The organism is Acinetobacter sp. FDAARGOS_559, from assembly GCF_003940475.1.
GTDB classification, from domain to species: domain Bacteria; phylum Pseudomonadota; class Gammaproteobacteria; order Pseudomonadales; family Moraxellaceae; genus Acinetobacter; species Acinetobacter baumannii.
This window is the reverse complement of record NZ_RKJG01000005.1, coordinates 2,207,651-2,228,553: the sequence shown is the minus strand read 5'-3', so window position 1 is coordinate 2,228,553 and position 20,903 is coordinate 2,207,651. Positions and strand designations below refer to the sequence as shown.

The 20,903-nt window shown below is 40.6% G+C and carries 21 protein-coding genes; 8 read left to right on the top strand and 13 right to left on the bottom strand.

Annotated features, from left to right (window positions below):
* Positions 1 to 2 precede the first annotated feature (2 nt).
* The 4 genes from nusB to EGS71_RS12180 form a co-directional block, all read right to left on the bottom strand.
* Positions 3 to 452: a transcription antitermination factor NusB gene (nusB, locus tag EGS71_RS12195; protein ID WP_000084188.1), complete on the bottom strand. Its 450-nt coding sequence runs from the start codon at positions 450 to 452 to the stop codon at positions 3 to 5.
* A gap of 3 nt (positions 453 to 455) precedes the next feature.
* Complete coding sequence (ribE, locus tag EGS71_RS12190) at positions 456 to 926, bottom strand: 6,7-dimethyl-8-ribityllumazine synthase (protein ID WP_001007829.1); 471 nt, start codon at positions 924 to 926, stop codon at positions 456 to 458.
* Positions 927 to 937: 11 nt separating this feature from the next.
* Positions 938 to 2,059 carry a bifunctional 3,4-dihydroxy-2-butanone-4-phosphate synthase/GTP cyclohydrolase II gene (gene ribBA, locus EGS71_RS12185; protein WP_001131392.1) on the bottom strand — a complete coding sequence of 374 codons (1,122 nt, stop codon included), beginning with the start codon at positions 2,057 to 2,059 and terminating at the stop codon, positions 938 to 940.
* Between the two features lie 239 nt (positions 2,060 to 2,298).
* On the bottom strand, positions 2,299 to 3,606 hold the full coding sequence (locus tag EGS71_RS12180) for a hypothetical protein (protein ID WP_002000748.1): 1,308 nt from the start codon (positions 3,604 to 3,606) through the stop codon (positions 2,299 to 2,301).
* Between the two features lie 59 nt (positions 3,607 to 3,665).
* Between EGS71_RS12180 and serB the strand changes: the two genes are divergently transcribed.
* The 3 genes from serB to EGS71_RS12160 all read left to right on the top strand — a co-directional run bounded on the left by serB (position 3,666) and on the right by EGS71_RS12160 (position 6,367).
* Positions 3,666 to 4,889 (top strand): phosphoserine phosphatase SerB, encoded by a 1,224-nt coding sequence (gene serB, locus EGS71_RS12175; RefSeq protein WP_001206799.1) that lies wholly within the window; start codon positions 3,666 to 3,668, stop codon positions 4,887 to 4,889.
* 409 nt (positions 4,890 to 5,298) lie between these two features.
* On the top strand, positions 5,299 to 5,634 hold the full coding sequence (gene aciT, locus EGS71_RS12165) for a ciprofloxacin tolerance protein AciT (protein WP_000255593.1): 336 nt from the start codon (positions 5,299 to 5,301) through the stop codon (positions 5,632 to 5,634).
* Between the two features lie 253 nt (positions 5,635 to 5,887).
* The gene (locus EGS71_RS12160) at positions 5,888 to 6,367 is read left to right on the top strand and encodes a hypothetical protein (protein ID WP_000778126.1); all 480 of its coding nucleotides are present in this window, start codon (positions 5,888 to 5,890) and stop codon (positions 6,365 to 6,367) included.
* A 39-nt stretch (positions 6,368 to 6,406) separates the two neighbouring features.
* On the opposite strand, the gene dtd is transcribed toward EGS71_RS12160, so the two are convergent.
* Positions 6,407 to 6,850, bottom strand: coding sequence for a D-aminoacyl-tRNA deacylase (gene dtd / locus EGS71_RS12155; RefSeq protein ID WP_001202028.1), 444 nt, complete (start codon positions 6,848 to 6,850; stop codon positions 6,407 to 6,409).
* Between the two features lie 168 nt (positions 6,851 to 7,018).
* On the opposite strand from dtd, the gene pncB reads away from it, so the two are divergent.
* The 4 genes from pncB (at position 7,019) to EGS71_RS12135 (ending at position 11,495) form a co-directional block, all read left to right on the top strand.
* Entirely contained in the window at positions 7,019 to 8,233 is a 1,215-nt protein-coding gene (gene pncB, locus EGS71_RS12150) for a nicotinate phosphoribosyltransferase (RefSeq protein ID WP_000074562.1), read from the top strand.
* A 150-nt stretch (positions 8,234 to 8,383) separates the two neighbouring features.
* A complete protein-coding gene (locus EGS71_RS12145) occupies positions 8,384 to 9,232 on the top strand; it encodes a sulfurtransferase (RefSeq protein WP_000174475.1) in 849 nt (282 codons plus the stop codon).
* Positions 9,229 to 10,080, top strand: a complete 852-nt coding sequence (gene asd, locus EGS71_RS12140; protein WP_000011219.1) for an archaetidylserine decarboxylase — start codon at positions 9,229 to 9,231, stop codon at positions 10,078 to 10,080. Before EGS71_RS12145 ends, asd begins: the two co-directional genes overlap by 4 nt.
* A gap of 218 nt (positions 10,081 to 10,298) precedes the next feature.
* The gene (locus EGS71_RS12135; RefSeq protein WP_000619887.1) at positions 10,299 to 11,495 is read left to right on the top strand and encodes an alpha/beta fold hydrolase; all 1,197 of its coding nucleotides are present in this window, start codon (positions 10,299 to 10,301) and stop codon (positions 11,493 to 11,495) included.
* Between the two features lie 69 nt (positions 11,496 to 11,564).
* Here the strand turns inward: EGS71_RS12135 and phoR are convergent, their stop codons facing one another.
* The 3 genes from phoR to EGS71_RS12120 all read right to left on the bottom strand — a co-directional run bounded on the left by phoR (position 11,565) and on the right by EGS71_RS12120 (position 14,570).
* Positions 11,565 to 12,923 carry a phosphate regulon sensor histidine kinase PhoR gene (gene phoR, locus EGS71_RS12130; protein WP_000273188.1) on the bottom strand — a complete coding sequence of 453 codons (1,359 nt, stop codon included), beginning with the start codon at positions 12,921 to 12,923 and terminating at the stop codon, positions 11,565 to 11,567.
* 9 nt (positions 12,924 to 12,932) lie between these two features.
* A complete protein-coding gene (gene phoB / locus EGS71_RS12125; RefSeq protein WP_000650776.1) occupies positions 12,933 to 13,643 on the bottom strand; it encodes a phosphate regulon transcriptional regulator PhoB in 711 nt (236 codons plus the stop codon).
* A gap of 255 nt (positions 13,644 to 13,898) precedes the next feature.
* Positions 13,899 to 14,570, bottom strand: a complete 672-nt coding sequence (locus EGS71_RS12120) for a TetR/AcrR family transcriptional regulator (RefSeq protein ID WP_000224581.1) — start codon at positions 14,568 to 14,570, stop codon at positions 13,899 to 13,901.
* A 196-nt stretch (positions 14,571 to 14,766) separates the two neighbouring features.
* Between EGS71_RS12120 and EGS71_RS12115 the strand changes: the two genes are divergently transcribed.
* Positions 14,767 to 15,600: an SDR family NAD(P)-dependent oxidoreductase gene (locus tag EGS71_RS12115; RefSeq protein ID WP_000787753.1), complete on the top strand. Its 834-nt coding sequence runs from the start codon at positions 14,767 to 14,769 to the stop codon at positions 15,598 to 15,600.
* A gap of 55 nt (positions 15,601 to 15,655) precedes the next feature.
* On the opposite strand, the gene EGS71_RS12110 is transcribed toward EGS71_RS12115, so the two are convergent.
* From EGS71_RS12110 to EGS71_RS12090, 5 genes are all read right to left on the bottom strand, one after another.
* The gene (locus tag EGS71_RS12110; RefSeq protein ID WP_001135114.1) at positions 15,656 to 17,023 is read right to left on the bottom strand and encodes an MATE family efflux transporter; all 1,368 of its coding nucleotides are present in this window, start codon (positions 17,021 to 17,023) and stop codon (positions 15,656 to 15,658) included.
* A gap of 106 nt (positions 17,024 to 17,129) precedes the next feature.
* Positions 17,130 to 18,284, bottom strand: a complete 1,155-nt coding sequence (locus tag EGS71_RS12105) for a pyridoxal phosphate-dependent aminotransferase (protein WP_002010529.1) — start codon at positions 18,282 to 18,284, stop codon at positions 17,130 to 17,132.
* A 27-nt stretch (positions 18,285 to 18,311) separates the two neighbouring features.
* The gene (locus tag EGS71_RS12100; protein WP_001055481.1) at positions 18,312 to 19,622 is read right to left on the bottom strand and encodes a DUF445 domain-containing protein; all 1,311 of its coding nucleotides are present in this window, start codon (positions 19,620 to 19,622) and stop codon (positions 18,312 to 18,314) included.
* 13 nt (positions 19,623 to 19,635) lie between these two features.
* Positions 19,636 to 20,199 carry a CC0125/CC1285 family lipoprotein gene (locus tag EGS71_RS12095; RefSeq protein ID WP_000876371.1) on the bottom strand — a complete coding sequence of 188 codons (564 nt, stop codon included), beginning with the start codon at positions 20,197 to 20,199 and terminating at the stop codon, positions 19,636 to 19,638.
* A 59-nt stretch (positions 20,200 to 20,258) separates the two neighbouring features.
* On the bottom strand, positions 20,259 to 20,798 hold the full coding sequence (locus EGS71_RS12090; protein WP_000999587.1) for a DUF924 family protein: 540 nt from the start codon (positions 20,796 to 20,798) through the stop codon (positions 20,259 to 20,261).
* Between the last annotated feature and the right edge of the window lie 105 nt (positions 20,799 to 20,903).

Here is a 20,903-nt window from a genome sequence, read left to right as displayed (position 1 = left end):
TATTATTTTGCTTGTTGTTTTTCTGCGCTACGCAGTGTCGAACTTAAACGGTCTAATACACCATTGATGTATTTATGACTGTCTGCTCCGCCAAAATGCTTCGCAAGTTCGATTGCTTCATCAAGTACCACACGATATGGAATTTCTAGATGATCACGTAACTCGTAAGCACCTAAACGCAAAGTTGCGAGCTCTACACCATCTAGCGCGTCAATTTCACGGTCAAGTACCGGAATAAGTAACGCATCAAGGTCTTCGTGCTGAGCGATAACTTGAGTAAGTAGTTCGTGATAATAGTTCAAGTCTACCTTGTGCATTGCATTTTCAGCACGTGTACGCGCTTCAATTTCATGTACAGGGTTGTGACTCATTTGCCACTCATAAATACCTTGTACAGCAAAACGACGTGCTTTACGTTTTGCTGCATAAGCGGCTTGCAGTGTTTGAGACATGCTTTAAATTGCCTTTAATAAATTAACCATTTCAATTGCAGTTAAAGCAGCTTCGCTACCTTTGTTTCCTGCTTTTGTACCTGAGCGTTCGATTGCTTGCTCGATGCTGTCAGTAGTTAATACACCATTGATAACAGGCAAGCTGCTTTCTAACGCAACTACACCTAAACCTTTCGCACATTCACCAGCAACAAAGTCAAAGTGAGGTGTGCTACCACGAATGACTGCACCGAGTGCAATGATGGCATCAAACTGGTTTGATGTAGCTAATTTTTTAGCAACGATCGGTAGTTCCCATGCGCCTGGAGCGTGAATAACAGTAATGTTATCTTCATTTACGCCATGACGTTTTAACGTGTCGATCGCGCCTTCTAATAAGTGTTCAACAACAAAACTGTTGAAACGACCCACTAAAATCGCATAACGACCTTCGCTTGCGAGATGTAATAAACCTTCAATACGGCGAATTGCCATAGCAACCTCGATTATTTCGTTGTGATTTGATCAGCAGTGACATATTCCACTACTTCTAAATTAAAGCCAGATAAGGCATTGAAACGCAATGGTGAGCTCAGAAGCTTCATTTTTTCAACACCTAAATCACGCAAAATTTGAGCACCAACACCAATAGTTTGATATTGATGTGAAAGTGCTGCATTGGATTTCACCGGTTTTGGCTTAGTTAAATCATCCAACGCTGGTCCCAAGTCTTGCAAATGATCTTGTCCGATCCAGACTAAAACGCCGCGGTCACTTGCTGCAATCGTTTGTAGCGCACGGTCTAGATTCCAAGCCGGTTCACCGTCAGCTTTATTTAGCTTAAGCAAATCGCGAACAGGACTAAAACCATGTACACGTACCGTTGTAACACCTTCTTTTGGCTCACCTTTGACTAAAGCCAAGTGAATGTCAGGGTTACCTATCTCACGATAGCGATAGAGCTCAAATGAACCATATTCTGTTTGAATCGTTCTTTGATCCAAACGTTCTACAGTTTGCTCATTGGTCATACGGTAGTGGATTAGGTCGGCAATTGTACCAATTTTTAAGCCATGCTTCTCAGCAAAAATTTCTAAATCTGCGCGGCGTGCCATTGTGCCATCTTCTTTGATGATTTCACAAATGACAGATGCAGGCTCAAGACCTGCCAGTCGTGCTAAATCACAACCTGCTTCGGTATGACCTGCACGGTGTAATACACCACCTGGCTGTGCCATGAGTGGGAAAATATGGCCCGGTTGTACAATATCGGTTGGTTTGGCATGTGCTGCCACAGCAGCTTGAATCGTGTGAGCACGTTCTGCTGCCGAAATACCTGTGGTAATACCTTCAGCTGCTTCGATAGATAACGTAAAGTTAGTACCATGCTGGGCACCGTTCTGGTCAACCATCAGCGGGAGGTTTAATTGTTTACAACGTTCACGGCTTAAAGTTAAGCAAACTAAACCGCGTGCATGTGTAATCATGAAGTTAATATCTTCAGGGCGTACATGCGTTGCTGCGATGACAAGGTCACCTTCATTTTCACGGTCTTCGTCATCCATTAAGATGACCATTTTGCCTGCACGAATATCGGCGACAAGTTCTTCAACACGACTCAGCGGCATTCGCTTTCACCTTTTTTTGTCGTAAGACAATTTCTATTGAATAAATTTCGCATAGTTTACGCTGTTTATAGAATTTTGCCTATGATTCTGATTTATCCAAATTTACGACTCAACATCATAGAACCGGATTTATTTAGATAAATAAATCATAAGGAAATAAAATTATTTAAAATAAATACCATAAATTTAGATAAAAAAACCTAGCCGGATGGCTAGGTTTAAATGCGCACAATAAATTTTTAAGATGCTGCACTACTCGGGCTGTCATTTTGAGGAATTGATTTTTTACCCATCAAAATTTCAGTTCGAATATTTTGTGCAAGCTCTGCACATTCAGCATTCATACCATTGATCATAAATGCATGACGAGTCATGACATTACTTGGGTTAGGCATTGCAACAAGCTGATAGCTGTCTTGAATTGCTTTAAGCTGTTCATTATCAAGGTAGAGTGCAGATTCTTTCGCATGAAGATGTTGCGCTAAACGTTGAGCAGCTTCTTTGGCATCAATTTGCATTGCTTCTACGGCATTACACACGGCACTGCGAGTTTGTAGTGCAAAGCGTTTATCTTCACGGTAACGCTTATATAAAACGTCTGAAAGCAATTGGAAAACCGTACCTACCATAAGTAGACATTCTACAGCGTGTGGATGTGAAGTCGAAATGGCAAGTGTTGCGCCCTCTGCATGAAACTCGTCTACAACATCAATATCAGTCGCTTTCAAATGATAATGCTTTGTACATAGCTCAATACTCTTATTTAAAAAGAGCTGACAAAGTTTAAAGTACGGTACAGAAACAGACTGGTTAACACTACTTAATAACTGTTTAGGATCATAAAATTGAATATTAAGTGCCAAGGTATTTTGGTCTGTAGACTCTAAGCTTTTTTCTGGTTGCGAGCGAACAATTGGTTTAGCTTTAGCTTGCTGCTGAGCTTGAGCAACCAAGGTCACTGTATTTTGTTTTTCAAGCGCGAGAGCTTGAGTTAACTCTTGAATTTCATGTTTTAAACGGTTTTCTTCGTTAATACGGGCTAAGTATTCGCTACGCGTTGGGCGAGCAATGGCGCGGTAAGCCAGCCATAATAAAACATGTAAAAACAGTGAGGCTAAAATCGCAAGCCATTGGGTACGAAGAATTTCCCCAATACTTGGTTGAATTAGTGTGATTTCAATAGAACCGACTTTTTTCTCGTTTTGAAGCGCATCACGAACAAAAATTTCACCTTGGCGAGTTTTTGACATGCCGCTTGTTGCCAAAACTTGTTTATTGGCGTCAAGAATACGGATAGATGCCACACTTGGATTGGTCGCATAGCGATTGGCAATCAGAGCTAAAGAGACCGTATTGGCAGGTTCAAGCTCAGATAAGCTATCTGCAACGAGTTGACTGGTCATGAGCTGACCTTGACTCGCACGGTTTTCATTGAGCTGGTGTGTCGTTGCAATCACCAATAAAAAGGTATGCAATGCAAAACTAATGATCAGTAGGCTAGCAAATAGCCCTTGTCTAGGCGCAATCAAGTTAAACTTCCAAGGCAATTATATTGAAATTCGATTATGATTCTTACAATAGTTGTCACTCAGACTAGAGTCAATTCATGCGAGAAATCATTCTTATATCCTTTTTAGGACCGGACCAACCAAACCAGTTTACCCGATTAATGCAAGTACTATCCGTACATTCATTGCAAATACTGGATGTAGGTCAGGCTGTTATTCATAATCAACTGACATTGGGCATTGTGGTCGCCTCTGAAAATGAAACCGCGACCGCGTTGGCAATGAAAGAGATTTTGATTTTAGCACATGATATTGGCTTAACAGTGCGCTTTAAACCTATCTCGGGCGCAGAATACGATCAATGGGTCAGCGAAGGTGGACGAACTCGTTATATCGTCACGGCTTTAGCACCGGAACTCACTGCTGCACATTTACAAGCCGTTACACAAATTGTGTCTAGCCAAGGCTTTAACATTGAAACGGTAACTCGTTTATCTGGCCGTGTAGACCTTGAAAAAGATAGCACATTGCCTCGCCGTGCTTGTGTACAGTTTGGTTTAAGCAGTGGTCCGACTTTAGATGCTCAAGCTATGCGTGCAGCTTGTTTGCTTCTTTCAAGCGAATTAAATATTGATGTGGCTGTTCAGGAAGATAACGCTTATCGACGTAACCGCCGTTTAGTCTGCTTCGATATGGATTCAACTTTAATTGAACAAGAAGTGATTGATGAATTGGCGCTTGAAGCAGGGGTGGGTGAGCAAGTTGCTGAAATCACTGAAAGAGCGATGCAAGGTGAGTTGGACTTCCAGCAAAGTTTCCGTGCGCGGGTCGCTTTACTCAAAGGTCTTGATGCATCAGTTTTACCTAAAATTGCAGAGCGATTGACGATCACTGAAGGCGCCGAGCGCCTCATTTCGACTTTAAAAGCACTTGGATATAAAACGGCAATTTTATCTGGTGGCTTCCAATATTTTGCTGAATATTTACAAGCTAAATTAGGCATTGATGAAGTTCACGCTAACGTTTTAGATGTACAAGATGGCGTTGTGACTGGTGAAGTAAAAGGTGTAATTGTTGATGGTGCTCGTAAAGCAGAGTTGCTGCGTGAGCTGGCGAACAAACTCGGTATTTCACTAGAGCAAGCGATGGCTGTTGGCGATGGCGCAAATGATTTACCGATGCTTGCGATTGCAGGACTTGGCGTGGCATATCGTGCTAAACCACTGGTGCGTCAAAATGCAAATCAGGCGATTTCAAGCGTTGGTTTGGATGGAGTACTGTATTTACTCGGTATGCATGACAAAGATTTAAGCCGTGCTTAAATAATAGTGAACAATCATTAAGCGCTGCTCAAGAGTAGCGCTTTTTTTATGCAGAATAGTCATAAAAACAAGCAAGTTATGACAAAATTATGCACAGAAAAAAGGCAATAAAAAAAACTGAAAAAAACTTATTTTGAGGCAAAAAAACAGCATAGTTTTTTGTAATGACACGCCAGAATTGATGCCATATAGGAAGTAGAACTTTTTTAAATTTACAAAAATGTAATGACAAAAGAATGTTGCGACAAAGTATGTCGCATCGACAAATAACAGGTCTTTTTTTCTAAAAAAAAACATCCATAATGCTTTCTAAGCTTCAACACAAATCATGAATTAAAGTTGTTTTTGGAATGAGGTCTGGTGTTCAGACCGAATGTTTTTAGACGTTTTCATTAAGACGGAGGTTTCTATGGTAACAGCGAATTTTGCCGCTATCGCCGGACTCAGCTTAATTGCTGTCGCGCTTGTTGCTGTGTTCTTTTCTCCTTACCGTCGTTGGCTTGGTTTTATGCTTGCAGGGATGTTTTTTTGGGGGCTATTGGAAGTGGTCCGTTTTGGAGTTCAAGTCACTTTTGAAATGCCAGTCACATATAGTTATTTAACTGCACTAAGTCTAGCGATGGTAATGGTTACATTTGTTTTATTACGTGAGGATAAACAGGCACAGAAGGCTTTGGCAAATCGCCAATATATAGAACACACGCCAGTATATGAAGATGATCAGCAGCAATGTTCGAGCCGATAATTCAATTGTTATCTAACGGTAAAAAGGTATGCACAGCATGCCTTTTTTATTTACGAAAACATGATTTTTATTATACAAAGCATTTATTAAAAAATAGCCAGTTATGCTACGATAGACTGGTCTGTTGACGTTTCATATATAGATTGCGTTGCCAATTAGAATATCATCAGTCGATGCACGAAACAGGCAATGGTGAGTCCTTGCTGAGTTTTGCCCCAAGGTTTTCATAAAAATACAATAGGCGTGAATGTTCATGAAACTTTCTTCTATACCTGTAGTCAAGTTACCACTTGTTGATGTCAGTACAGACCCGTTAGATTTATTGGTAGCAGGTTTGGCGCTGCGTATGAAACAGTTGGCACGTACAAGTCCTAAGTTTATTGAGCTAGTGCATGACCGCGCATTCCGCATTCAAATTGGTACTGATTTAGGTGTGGCTCGCCAAATTATTATTAATCATGGTCACATCGATACAGTTGCTGGATCACCTGAAAAAGCTGACTTTATTTTGCAGTTTGCAGATAGCGAACAAGGCGTAAAAACTTTACTCAAAGGTGACCCAACAGCATTTATGACGGGTATGCAAGACGGCAGCATTAAAATGGAAGGTGATTTCAGCTTGCTCGTTTGGTTTAACCAAGCAGCTAAATTGATTCCACCAAAATTACCAAAACCAGTAAAAGATAAAGTACGTCAAGCACGTGCTTTTATTAAAGAAAAAACTGGTCGTTAAGATCTAACAAAAAACTCCCGATTGGGAGTTTTTTTATATCTATGCTTCAACTTCCAGATTGAAAGTGACTGGTCCATCATTAATCAAATGAACTTTCATGTCCGCAGCAAAAATACCTGTTTGAACATTTTCAAACTGTGAACGAGTATATTCTACCAACTGTTCATATAGTGCTTTTGCGTCGCTCGGTGGCATGGCTGGACCAAAGTCTGGACGTAAGCCTTTTTGGGTTTGTGCCATGAGCGTGAACTGAGAGACAAGCAGGACTCCGCCATTTGCTTGAGATACATTCCAGCCCATTTTGCCTTGCTCATCATCAAAAATACGATATTTCAAAATCTTATCGATAAGCTTCTGACCTATGGCTAAAGTATCGTCTCGGCCAATTCCTAAAAAAACCAATAAGCCATTCTGGATTTCACCGGTCGTTTCACCGTCTACCACCACTTTAGCTTCAAGAACTCGTTGTATTAAAGCGCGCATTGTTAGAGAGAGTTTCTGCAATTATTTGAATTGATGCAGTTTAGCAGAAATTAATTTAAATGATTTTTAAAAGGAAATTTCATGGAGTTGCAACAATGGTATAAAAGCTCATAATTCATCTATAAAAATATGCTTTAATGCTAAGAAGCAAGCGAATAATCATTGACTATGTCTCCAATTATCCATTCTTTACTTGATACAGACTTGTACAAATTTACGATGCTACAAGTGGTTTTGCATAAATTCCCGCAAACACATAGTGTCTACCATTTTCGTTGCAGAAATTTAGAAGATACTGTTTATCCATTAGTGGATATTTTGGATGACTTAAACGAGCAACTCGACCATTTATGTAATCTCAAATATAAAGAAGACGAATTACAATATTTAAGAAAATTACGCTTTATTAAAAGCGACTTTGTCGATTATTTAGAATTATTCCAACTTAAACGACGTTTTATTCAGGCCAGTATTGATAATGAAGGTCGACTAGATATTCGGATTGAAGGGCCAATGGTTCAGGCCATGATGTTTGAGATTTTTGTTTTAGCAATTGTAAATGAATTATATTTTAGCCGCATTAAAACAGACGAAGTTTGGGCGGAAGGCGAACGACGTTTACAAGCAAAGCTTGAATTGATTCAGCAGTACGAAAAATCTCAACAGCCGAATGATCCTCCATTTTTAGTTTCTGATTTTGGTACACGCCGTCGGTATAGTTTTGAATGGCAAAAACATGTAGTTGCTGCATTTCATAAAACTGTGCCAAATGTATTCCGTGGAACGAGTAATGTTTTGCTGGCTAAAGAATTAAGTATCACGCCAATTGGAACCATGGCACATGAATTCTTGCAGGCGTTTCAGGCGCTTGATGTCCGTTTACGTGATTTTCAAAAAGCTGCTTTAGAAACATGGGTACAGGAGTACCGTGGAGACTTAGGAATTGCTTTGACCGACGTTGTTGGTATGGACGCTTTCTTAAGAGATTTTGACCTGTATTTTGCCAAACTATTTGATGGCTTACGTCATGACAGTGGTGACCCATATGAATGGGGTGATAAGGCTTATGCGCACTACCGTAAATTAAAAATTGACACTAAAACCAAAATGTTGACCTTTAGTGATGGCCTTAATTTGCCAAAGGCTTGGGAGCTACATCAATATTTCAAAGACCGTTTTCAGGTGAGTTTCGGTATTGGTACTAATTTGACCAATGACATGGGCCAAACACCGCTCAATATTGTATTGAAACTGGTTGAGTGTAATGGTCAGTCGGTTGCCAAAATTTCGGATAGCCCTGGCAAAACCATGACTGATAACGATACGTTCTTGGCTTATTTACGTCAGGTTTTCCAAATTGAAGAACTTGATGAAGCTGTTTAATCACAATGTAGTCTGACAGTTTGGCAGCTACTTAACGCTTGTGAATGTTTATATCTGATTTTCTGCTAAACGGTAGCAGAAAATCAGAGTTTGATAGATATAAGCTTATGCTAAGATGAAATTAAGCTGGTATAAAAAGTAACCATGACGATGACACTCCCTGATTTTAAACTCGATTTATTAATAGAAGCAGAAGAGTTAGTGCCTTATTTAGGCAATGAATATATCCGTATTGTAGATTTGAGCCGTGCATCAGTTTATGAGCAACTCCATGTTCCGCATGCTATTCACTTACAGCCTAAATGGTTAGTTGCTCAACATGAAGAAGCAACAGGTGTTTTACCGGATGAAGCAGGTTTACAAGCGCTTATTGAAAAATTGAATATTTCACCAAATCACCATGTGGTGGTCTATGATGATGAAGGTGGAGCATGGGCAGGGCGTTTAATCTGGAATTTGCATTGCTTAGGTTTTACACGTACAAGTTTAATTAATGGCGGAATTCATGCATGGCTTGGTGCAGGTTTACCCACCACAGCCGAGGTTGAAGAATTACCTCGAGTTGATAACTTAATTCAGATCGATTTATCACATGCTGCTCAGTTCCGAGTGAACTATGAAGAACTACGCAAACAAGTTGAGCAAGAAAGTGTGCAATTGTGGGATTGCAGAACCAGTGATGAATATAGTGGCGTCCGTTTAGCAGCGCGACGCGGCGGTCACATTCCAAATGCCCTCCATTTTGAATGGAGTACTGCACTTAATCGTCAAAATCATCTAAAATTGCATCCGCTTGAACGCACGCGGCAGCGTCTTGAACAACTTGGGTTCGATTTAAAGCAACCTGTAGTCGTATACTGCCAGTCACATCACCGTTCTGGTTTGGCTTATATTCTGGCTAGACTTTTAGGTTGGGAAGCAAAAGCCTATGATGGTGCGTGGAGTGAATGGGGCAATCGCCTCGATAGTCCTATCATTACTGGAGAATCGCCGTCTTGAGTTTTACATCTCGCTTAAAAAAAGAATTATTTATTAAGGCACAAAATCTTGTTCCTCAGCATCAGTTAAGTCGTGTAGTGGGCAAAGTTGCTGCAAGTGAAAATCCAATTTTAAAAGCTGCTGTTATTCATGCATTTAAAACCAAGTATGGCATTGATTTATCGATTGCTGAACAAGGCAATGCACTGAAATATAAATCTTTTAATGATTTCTTTACCCGTGCCTTGAAAGATGGCGTACGTTTAGTTGATGAAAATCCGGATAGTATTGTTTCACCAGCGGATGGCGCGATTTCTCAAATTGGTAAAATCACTGCGGGCGAAGTATTTCAAGCAAAAGGCCAAAGTTTCTCTGTAGAAAAGTTAATTGGCGATCCACAACTTGCTCAGCCTTTCCAAGAAGGTGAGTTTGCAACGGTTTATCTTTCTCCACGTGATTATCACCGTGTTCATATGCCATTTTCAGGCACATTAACTGAAACGTTATATGTACCAGGTGAGTTATTTTCAGTAAATCAGGTGACTGCTGAAAATGTACCGGGATTATTTGCCCGTAATGAGCGTATGGTATGTTTATTTGATACTGAGCTTGGTCGTATGGCCGTTGTTTTGGTCGGCGCTATGATTGTGGCAGGTATTGAAACTGTGGCAACAGGTAAAGTAAAACCATCGGGTCGTATCGAATTACAGCATCATGAGTTGAAGTTAGAGAAAGGTGCTGAGCTTGGCCGTTTTTATTTAGGTTCTACCGCAATTATTTTATTTGAAAAAGATAAAATCGAGTGGGAAAAGCGTTTTAAAGCCGAGTCCGTTGTTGTTATGGGCGAACGTATGGGCCATACGCTTTAACCCATCAATAGATTTAAAAAGAGAGCATTTGCTCTCTTTTTTATTTTCTATGAATTGGCATTTCTATGCTTAAAGTCTAGATTTAGTGAGAATAGTCCTCTATTTTGATATGTGAGTTCTTTCATTTGCCTCTTGTTAGGTTCTTTATATGCAATAGGGGGCATATTTTTTTATAAAACTAATTTGAAATGATGATTAGAAAATAGAGGAGTAATCCCTTGATTAGAAAAAGTAATTCTTTATTAAAAATTTTATTTAGCAGTATTTGTTTGATATCTGGTTCTGCTATGGCTGCTCCAATTACAGATTTGAGTAAGCAAATTGTGAGTGAAAAACCGGGCTCAATACTTTCTATAGCGCAACAAGATGTGACGGATTTATTTCCTCATGCAAATCAGCGCTTATTAGTAAATTATCGTAGTCGAGGTGTGAATGGCGAGCCTATCGTTGCCTCAGCATTTATTTTATTACCGAAAGGAACACCACCAAAAAATGGCTGGCCGATACTGGCTTGGGCGCATGGTACGACAGGAGTAGCCGATACTTGTGCACCTTCGGGTGATTATGCCAGTGGACCAGTTCATTCATATCAGGAAGTTGCTTCAAAAGCGTTAGATGGTTGGCTTGCACGAGGCTATGCAGTAGTCGCACCTGATTATCAAGGTCTGGGCACTTTAGGCGCACATCCCTATATGAATGCAAAGAGCCAACTGCATACAGTAGTAGATGCAGTGCGGGCGTTACATATGCTTAAGCCAAAAGATTTTAATCAACAGTGGTTGGTGATGGGACATAGCCAAGGCGGTGCTGCTGCTATTACCGTGGCGGCTTATGGTCAAAAAGATGCTCCTGAACTCGATCTAAAAGGAGCGATTGCTCTTGCGCCAGGCGGCTATCAATATGAAGGCATTGCAGAATATGTGCAGAGTAATCCAAACCCAGAACCAAGTGTGGCAGCATTTTTCCCAATTGTGTTATTGGGAGCGCAAGCAGCAGAACCAAGCATTGTTCCTGAAAACTTAGTCAGTGCAGAAATGAACACAGTGCTGACTCAAGCACGTAGCCGCTGTTTATCTGAACTTCAATCTGATTTGAAGAAATCTCCTTCTAGCATATTTCGACCTAATGCAGATTTAAAACCTCTTTTGTCTTATTTAAAACAGCAGTCTATTGAAAATATGGTGCCGACTGTACCGTTAATGATTGTTCAGGGTTCTAAAGATCATTTAGTTGACCCTAGAGGAACATATGCTTATTACCAACAGCTATGTAAATTAAAAAAACCAACAATTTATCAAACGATTGATGGTGGAGATCATCGCGATGCACTACGTCAGAGTAATACTTTTGCCACTGACTTTTTAAATGCAATAGAGAAAAAACAGGCGAAATCTTATTGTTCAAATTTTAAATAAATAGGTTTAAATGCTACAAAAAAGCCGACTTTTCATAAGTCGGCTTTTTATATTTGAAGAAAGATGATTTTAAGTCATGTTATAGAGTCTTTCTTTTGGAAACACTGCGGTAAAGGTTGATCCTTCATTTTCTTTAGATTGCACGTCTAAATAGGCGCCGTGTTGCATGAGTACGTGTTTTACAATCGCCAAGCCTAAACCTGTTCCACCAGTTTGACGACTACGGTCGCTGTCTACACGGTAGAAGCGTTCAGTCAGACGTGGTAAATGTTTAGGGTTAATGCCGATACCGGTATCTTGTACGCTAAAGTAAGCATGCTCACCGTCATCGTGCCAGCCAATGGTAATGGTTCCGCCTTTTGGTGTGTACTTAATGGCATTAGTAATTAAATTACTAAATGCGCTGGCAATTTCCATGTCTGAACCGATGAGGTCACAGTGGCTATCAATATGTAAATTGAGTGTATGCCCATAATCGGCATTGTAGGCCTGAGCATCATCAAATAATTGATTCATTAAGCTCGGCATTTCAATAATCTGATTTTTTGCGATTTTCTTATTATTTTCTAAATTTGATAACAGTAGTAAATCATTAACCAACGCATTCATACGTTTGGTTTGAGATTGCATCTGATCAAATGCACGTTTCCAGCGCGGGTTAATATCTTCTTGGTCGGTAAATGTTTCGATATAGCCACTGAGTACAGTTAAGGGCGTACGAAGTTCATGCGAAATATTATCGACGAAGTCTTTACGCATTTGCTCAAGGTTGTGCATACGCGTTACGTCGTAAGCTACGAGTAAGCGACTTTCTCCACCGAACCGTGTGAGTTTGACCTGCACATAACGGTCATCATCAAAATTGGAATGCAGCTTAATCCCATCAGGTGCCTGATCAATATTGTTAAAATATTCAATAAAAGTTGGCTGGCGCAAAATGGTTAATAAGTTACGACCACGGTCAAGTGGACTAATTCCTAGTAAACGCTCTGCGGCTGGGTTCCACCATTCAATTTGATGTTGATCATCAATCAAGACTACCGCTTCGGCAAGTGCAACTAATGAAGATTGAGCGCGGTCAATAAGTCCTACCATTTCCGCTTGAACAATACGTTCTTGGCGCTGGGCACGATAAACGTTAAATAATAATGCCCCCCAAATTCCGTTGAGGTTCGGAGGGACATCGTATGGATTATTGGCAATCCAGTCATTGACCAAATATAAAGAACGCAACTGAAGTGTAAAAAACACCACAAAGGCAATAAAAATACAGCTCCAGAAATACCCAATTCCTAAACCGACTAAACCTGCAATAATCAGGAAAAATAATAAAAGTCGTAAATCTTGTTTAGCAAACGTCCATAAACTACTGTAGCGGGAAAGCTTTTGTTCACGTACCTGTTCGGGGACGGGGTAGGGTTCATACATAAATTTTGGTTAACCTGCGGCTAAATCTGCACGTGTTGAGAAACGATAACCTGTACCACGTACAGTCTGAACAAATCGATCTACACCAAAAGGTTCTAAGACTTTACGCAAACGACGGATATGCACATCGATAGTACGGTCTTCGATGTATACATTACCGCCCCACACTTGATCGAGCAACTGGGCACGTGTATAGGCACGTTCCGGATGGGTCATAAAAAATGCAAGCAGACGGTATTCTGTTGGTCCCATATCTAAAATACTGTTACCAAAGCTTACGCGTTGGCTTACAGGATCAAGAATTAAACCATTGGCATCAATTGTTTTTTCACCGCTTAATGCATTTGCACGGCGTAAAACAGCTTTAATACGAGAAACCAGTTCACGTGTTGAAAATGGTTTGGTCATATAGTCATCTGCACCAGCATCTAGACCTTGTACTTTGTGGTCTTCTTCACCGCGAGCGGTCAACATAATGACAGGAATTTCTGCTAGATTTTCATCACGTTTTAAACGGCGACATAAGTCGACCCCACTTACGCCCCCGGGTAACATCCAATCGAGCAAGATAAGCGCCGGACGTTGGTCGACGATAATTTGATGAGCCTGTTTGGCATCTTCTGCCTGTAAACACTGAAAGCCTGCCATGTCCAAAGAGGTATGGATCATTTCGCGGATAGGAAGCTCATCATCGACAATTAAAATATAGTCATCTTTCACAGCGTAATACCTTGTAGATTTTAACGGTGAACCGTTTTGTAGTTATGACAGGCTTATTACAAAGATTAATTATGACAATTTCATTGCAGAAAAGTCTATAAAATCGAATTTAGCAATAATTTGTGACAAAAATACGGCAAGCACATGACCAAATGATGACAGGGCGGTATAAATTTTCTTAAAACCATTCAGTGTGTTACAAGCTTATCTCAAACGAGGTTTTTAAAATAAAAACAGTGTCAAAAAACTTTAATATTATTTTGAAACTTTCGCGAGCAAAGCTAAAAAAACGATACGGCAGGCCGCTAAAACTTGCTCTAGAGACTGCTTAAACCCGCCCATCACCCATCGAACGGCAATTTGCGTCACGTATCCATTTAAACCAGTAGCGATTAATGAGAGTTCATTTTCGTTATGCTGGATTTGCGGCATGGTTAGCATCACAAAAGCTTGAATCATACGATCAAACTGGGCGAGAGTTTCCTGAATGGTGGCTTGATTATGTAATTCTTGGACCAAAATTGCATCGACATACACAATACGAGCCAAACGAGGGTCGTCTTTTAAAGTACTCAGTAGAGCACGTAAACCAGCATCGACCATTTGCTCAGGGTCTGGAGCCGCTTTAATGACGGCTTGCATCAAGTTTTGCTGTAATTCTTCAATCATTTTTAAAAAGATAGTCTGGAATAAATCTTCACTCTTTTTAAATGATTCATAAAAATAACGTTCGGTGAGTTTTGCTTCTTGGCAGACATCTTTTACCGTCACGGAAAAAAAGCCAAGGGTTCCATAAGTTGCAATACCGGCTTCAATGAGTTTTTCGCGGCGTGCCTCTTTGCGCTCAGACAGAGATAACCCTTTGAACTGACGTTCTTTACTCACAGTTTTTGTTTTCTTTTTACTGGTTGAGTCGTTTGTCGCCATAAATAAATGGTTTCCTAATTTATCGGTTTTTCGGCAAATATGAGCCCTATGATAAAGCCGTCAGCAGAATTGTGCCAATCTATCTGAAATTACAGTGTACTATATTGACAATGTGTATTGTCAAAATTATATTGAAAGAGTCTAAATTGCACATGCAATGAACCAGTTGTGCAAATCGAAAAACAAAGGATGGACAATGAAAAATTTTAAAAACAAAGTCGCTGCAATTACGGGTGCGGGTTCTGGCATTGGGCAACAATTAGCAATTCTTCTGGCAAAGCAGGGCTGCCATCTTTCATTAAGTGACATTAATGAAAAGGGCTTAGAGAAAACTGTTGAGCTATTAAAACCGTACAGTAACATTACTGTAACAACCAAGAAGTTAGACGTTTCTGACCGCGAGGCAGTAAAGCAGTGGGCACAGGAAACTGTTCAAGATCATGGCTGTGTTAACCTGATTTTTAACAATGCTGGTGTAGCTTTAGGCTCAACTGTAGAAGGCGCGACTTACGAAGATTTAGAGTGGATTGTGGGAATTAACTTCTGGGGCGTGGTTTACGGTACTAAAGAATTCTTACCGTTCATTAAGCAAACACAAGATGGCCATATTATTAATATTTCCAGCTTATTTGGTTTAACGGCTCAGCCAACCCAGTCTGGCTATAATGCAACTAAATTTGCGGTACGCGGTTTTACTGAGTCATTGCGTCAAGAATTAGATATTGAAAAATGCGGCGTAAGTTCGCTATGTGTACATCCGGGTGGTATTCGTACTAATATCGCTAAAGCTGCAAAAATGAGTGATAGCTTGAGTAGCTTGGGTATGGACCCAACTAAATCGATTCAAAACTTTGACAAGTTATTGCGTACCCCACCAGAGGAAGCAGCTCGTCAAATTTTGGATGCAGTTTTGAAAAATAAACGCCGTTTACTCATCGGTAGCGATGCAAAAATTCTGGATGCATTCCAGCGTTTATTCCCAACGGGATATCAACGTGCTTCAACCATTGTAACCAAATGGATGAAATAAGGTTTAAAAGAAAAAAGCCATCAATTGATGGCTTTTTTATAAGGTTTAATGCATTCTAAATAAGAACTTTGATCTTCTTTTTCTTCCAGATAAATTGATAATACAAGCCTTGAATAATACATAAACTGACAAATGCCAAGGCATAGGCGACCCAAATGCCTTTAAGTCCCCACATCGAACTAAACCAGTAAGCACATGGCATTTCAATAAATAAAATGGCAGAGATGTTAATCAGCATCGGTACGGTTACAGTCCCACTGGCACGCATAATTGATGCAAAAATGGCACCTGCACCAAAGAATAAAATTGCCCAAAGTACAATAAATAAAAGCTGTTGCCCTAACACCACCACAGTTGGATCTGTGATGAATAAAGCCATCAAATATTTTGAAAATAGATAGCCGAGTGCAATTAAGGCACCTGTAAACAAAAAGTTCATACCTAAAGCGGTGCGTGTAACACGTGCAAGTAGGTCCGACTTACCTGCACCAATCGCTTGTGCTGCAAAGATTGAGGCCGCGATAGAGATCGAAATCGCTGGAAATTGAATATAGTTGAGTACCTGATTCACGGCACCATACGCAGCTGTGGCATGAGCTCCGAAACGGTTCACTAAACCCACAATGACTAAACCGGCCATTGAAGTGGTAATCATTTGAATACCGGTTGGAACACCTAGGCGTAAAATGATTTTACTTAATTCCGAATTATGACGAATATGTTGCAAAAGCTGACGGTTCGGCCGAAGTGGATGCTTTTTCTTGTTTAGATAAATTGCAAGAAAAATGAGAATAGCTACATAGCCAGTAATGGTCGCAATTGCCGGAGCAATAATTCCTAAAGCGGGTAAACCAAAATAACCTTTAAGCAATATCGGGGTAATGACCAAACCAATCACACTGGTTAAAGCCAGTGCAAGTAAAGGAGTAGTACTGTCTCCTACACCGCGTAAAATTGAGGTATAGATAATATAAACAAAGAGAAGAGGACTACCTGCCAACATCCATTGCACATAAGGCAAAGAGAGGTGCATCACCTTCGGATCCGTACCTAAAAGTTCTAAAATATCATGGGCAAAAAACACACCAATGATTGCGGTAATGATACCGCCAATGATGGTCATAAACAGAGTAGAGCCCACCACACTTTGAACTTTTTCAATATTCTGCGCGCCCCATGCCTGCCCCACTAAAACAGTAGTACCCGTTGAAATGCCGATAATAAACGCAAGCAGTAAAAACAAAATGGGGAAAAAAACCGAGACGGCAGCAATCGCATCGACCCCCATCATTTGTCCAACAAAGATGGTGTTAATGGTACCGGACAGGTTTTGCAAGATATTGGTTGCAATCAGGGGCAATAAGAAAACAAAAAATGTTTTCCAAAGATTTTGCTGATGAATTAAAGACTGTCTTGGTGGCATGTATTCTCCATCGCCCATCTCTTTGATGAGCGGGTCGGATATTCAACTTAGCATAGTTGTGTGGAATTTCTTGTAGTATTTTTACTATGCTAAGTGACTAAATTTATTAACATTGATTCAGAATTTCTCCTGCTTTTTGCAGTGTTTCATCATTTTTTGCAAAGCAGAACCGTATTAGGCGTAAAGACTCTGGGGCTTGTTGGTAAAACACCGAAACAGGAATAGCCACAATCTTATGTTGCTCGGCAAGAAACTGGCACATTTCCACATCGTTTAAGTCAGGTCTAATCTGGCTGTAATCAAGGTTTTGGAAATAAGTTCCTTGCGATGGTTTAAGCAAAAAACGGCTATTGTGAATCGCCTGATTAAATCGGTCTCGTTTAGTCTGATAAAACTGTGAAAGTTCCTGAATATGTTCTGGGTGTTGCTGCATATATTGTGCAAGCGCAATCTGACAAGGTGTTGTGCCACAGAAATTAACATATTGATAAATCTGGCGGAACAAACGCATTAAATCAGGTGAAGCAACGCAGTAACCGGTTTTCCAGCCTGTGACATGGAAGGTTTTTCCAAAAGAACCAATCACAAAACTACGTTCTCTAAGCTCAGGGAAATGCAATGCGCTAAAGTGCTGTTGACCATCAAAAACTAAGTGTTCGTAGACTTCATCAGATAGAACTACAATATTTTTATCCTGAATTAGTGCGATCAGTTCTAACCAGTCTTGTTTGGACCAGATTGTACCTGTTGGATTGTGGGGAGTATTTACCACAATCATACGGGTTTTATCGTTAATTCGATCTTTAACTTGTTGCCAGTTCACCTTAAAGTCAGGTGCTTGCAAGGCAATATGTACTGCTTTACCACCTGCTAACTCGACAGAAGGTCCATAGCTGTCATAACTCGGGTCAAAAATAATGACTTCATCACCTGTGTTGATGCAGGCTTGTATGGCACAGAAAATTGCTATGGTTGCACCCGGCGTAATCGTGATTTGAGTTACAGGATCACGTTGAAGTTGGTCACGCTGTTGAAATTGTAAAGCGAGCTGTTCACGCAGTGCGAGAATGCCATCACCAGGTGGATACTGATTGTGTCCAGCCAAAGTTGCCTGAGATAGGGCTTCGAGCAAAGCAGGGGGTGCAGGAAAATCCGGGAAACCCTGTGAAAGGTTAAGTGCACCCAAGCGCTGTGCCATTGCCGTCATCGTACTAAAAATAGTCACCCCTTGTGCGGGAAATTTGGACTGAAGCTGTAGCATATTGTTCTCTTAAAGAAATTATTAACGTTATAAAATTGATTCAATCGCTGCTCGTATTACACCTAGAGTTAAGCCGATAAATGCACCTACTACAACGCCATTCACACGAATCATGTGTAGGTCGCCACCGACTTCGTTTTCAATTTTTCCAATCATTTCACGTGAGTCCCACTCATGAATGCGCTCACTCACATAGCGTATGATTTTATGGCTATATTGGTCCGTAAAGTTCATCGCAAGTCCTGTCATTTCTTTGTTGAGAACTTCACGTACTTTTACATTTTGGACAAGGTTTTCACCCAACTGCTGAATGGCAGCTCTGAGGTTCATTGCAATACCAGAGTCTTCTTTCATTAAATCTTCTTTAATGGCATCACATAAAATAGTGACAGCACCACTAATGAAATTTAGTACTTGAGGACTATCTAGCAACGCATCTTTGCCACTATTTAGACGTTGGCTGGCAATACTCTCAGGGTTTGCCAACTCCAGCATGAGCGAGTGGGCAATAGTTTCAATTTCCTGTCGCCATGGGTGTTCATGGTCAGCCAGCATTGATTCTACTTTTTCAACCAGTGAATCAATGGTGCGCTGCTGAACATCAATACCGATCCAGCTTGCACCTTTTGCAAGAGACCAGACACCCAGCGCTTTAAACATTTTTCTTGTCAATTCGCGAGTTTTATCTGGATTTTGTACCACCCACTCATGCGCGATATCGAGGCCACGTTGCAGTACATCTTGGTGGAAGTCATTTTCCAATACTGCACGCAGCATTTCACTCGCAAGTTTATTGACTTGAGTGTTACGCACCCATTGCACACTGTTGTTTTGCACGAAATTGGCAATTTGTTCTTGGCTAACAAATTCAAAAACTTTAGGTACAGTTTGCTGAATGAGTTGTACCACTTGCGTATTGTTTTGTGGACTGGCAAGCCATTGGCCAATGGCAAGACTTAAATCGGTTTTTTCTAGGCTTCGTTCGACCACCTGAGGCGACAGGAAGTTTTCCTGCACAAATCGACCCATTGATTCAGCAATACGTGCCTTATTACGTGGAATAATTTCGGTATGATCACGTAAAAACTTAGGGATAGGAAGCTTACCAAATGGGTTTCGAAACAGAACGGTAATCGCATACCAATCTGCTAGTCCACCCACTACACCAGCTTCCGCACCTAGCATTAAAATATGAATTAAGTCTGTGTACTCTGGCAGAAAGCGATTGGCGATCAATAACCCAATCCACAGCACCACCACAATAATAAGTGCCATCGTAGCGAAATATTTGCTGCGCTTCAGATTGGGTGCATGGTGTACTTCTTCTGCCATATTCATACGGTCATCCTATTCATTTTTGTTTTACTGGCGGCTCAGGTGGCGGCAACAATTCTCCTGTCGGGCTTAAACCATATTTTTGTCCGATAGATTTGAGAATTAACGTTGCATCAAAGGCATCTTGAGGAGCCTGCTTTTGATCCCGATAACATTCAATAGTATACGACACTTGAACAGGGTCGATATTGACCACTTGTGGGAAATCATAGAACGGATCATGCCAGAAACCCGGATAGCGGCGGTAGTAACCATACGGGTAAAAGCTTGGTGCAGATGGGTAAACTACAGCTTGACGCGGTGGCTTTTGGCTTTGATTACTTGGGTCGTTCAGCACTTTAAAAAAGCGGAAACCTTTTTGTACTGTAGTCTGTGCTGATTTCACCAAAGTGATTTCTTCGGCTGCTCCATAGCTCATGTTTGGATCAGCCTGAAAGCTGATTCGAAACGTTTGAGCATTTAAGGGATAGGCCGAAAACTGGCCAAGCTGATCGAAAGTTTTTGGTTTGCTGGGTACAGTTGAACAAGCACTTAAAGTTATGGCAGTGCCTAAAGCTAAACAAAGAGAGAGATATTTCATGGTGAACTCCCAGCTGAGCATAAAAGAATGGATGCGTCAGCATTAAAAATAGAGAAGTCTTAAAAACTACTGTTCGGTTCTAATAAAAATTCGGTTTCCTCTGGTGTTGAGACACGTCCAAGGATGGCATTGCGATGAGGATAACGTCCAAAGCGATCTATAATCACTTTATGTTTTTTCTCAAAGCTTAAATTAATTTCATTGCCGAGGCGTTGAAATAATTTTAAAGCAAACTCATGAATCAACTTTGATTCACTATGCATAAATGGCATGTACAAAAACGAGCGCTGTTCTGGGTTAAGTTGTGCATCGAGTTGCAAGCTAATTGCTTCTTGTGACAAGGCTAAAGCAAGGCCGTCATAAGCAAAAGATTCGGGTTGATCACGATAAATGTTGCGAGAAAACTGATCTAGCACAATAATCTCTGCAAGACGACCTTCTGGTGTTTTCCGCCAAGACCAAAGTTCTGCTCGAGTTGCCTGTCGATGAACGTCTGCAAATTGATCACGAATTTTTGCGTCAAAATCCTCACTTTTTGCAAACCAGAGTGAACGGTGTTCAGGTGAAAACCAGAAGTTTAAAATGTCTTGATCGTTCATGATATTGACAACTCTTTAGCAATTATTCTTCAATAAAATCACAATTCTTTCGTGTCTTAAATAACAAGATTGTGATAAAAATTGCCAAACTGAAATGATGTGATC